Origin of the sequence: Exiguobacterium sp. A1_3_1, from assembly GCF_048985645.1 — a bacterium.
Taxonomy (GTDB): domain Bacteria; phylum Bacillota; class Bacilli; order Exiguobacteriales; family Exiguobacteriaceae; genus Exiguobacterium_A; species Exiguobacterium_A indicum.
The window spans coordinates 1-502 of sequence record NZ_WBYY01000343.1 but is presented as its reverse complement, the minus strand read 5'-3'; the positions used below and the strand labels follow the sequence as shown (position 1 = coordinate 502).

At 37.6% G+C, this 502-nt stretch carries 1 protein-coding gene; it reads left to right on the top strand.

Going from position 1 to position 502, the window contains the following annotated elements:
- Window positions 1–191: 191 nt before the first annotated feature.
- A complete protein-coding gene (locus tag F8N00_RS18270; protein WP_214749224.1) occupies window positions 192–437 on the top strand; it encodes a DUF2164 family protein in 246 nt (81 codons plus the stop codon).
- Window positions 438–502 lie beyond the last annotated feature (65 nt).

Genomic DNA, 502 nt, shown 5'->3' with positions numbered 1-502 from the left:
ACCACAAGGTCAGGTCCGTAATTTCTTGTCTCAGGGATGGTATGGGATGTTGCAAAAATTGAAAAAAACGTTTTAATCAAAGCGTGTACATTTTTTTCAGATAAAGTATAGTCTGTGATTTTAAGACAAGCTCTCTTATAGTTTCCTTAGGCCATTAAGACAGCAATAAAACTAAAGGGAGTGTCGTCGTTATGTTCGATCGGTTTAATACAGAACAGCAACAACAAATCATTCAATCCATTCAAGACTTTTTCTTAGAAGAGCGTGACGAAGAATTATCTGAGTTCGCTGCTGAACGTGTTTTCGATTTCATCAAAGAGTCCCTCGCAGTCCATTTTTACAATGTTGGCATTCAGGATGCTCATGCAGCTGTATTAAATCAATTTTCATCATTAGATGATGAATTGTTAACGCTTGAACGTCCATCCTCTAAATAATGACGTTATAGACATCGTTTCATTCTGCTTTAATCAAAAAGCGTGCGCCGGCGCACGCTTTTTGA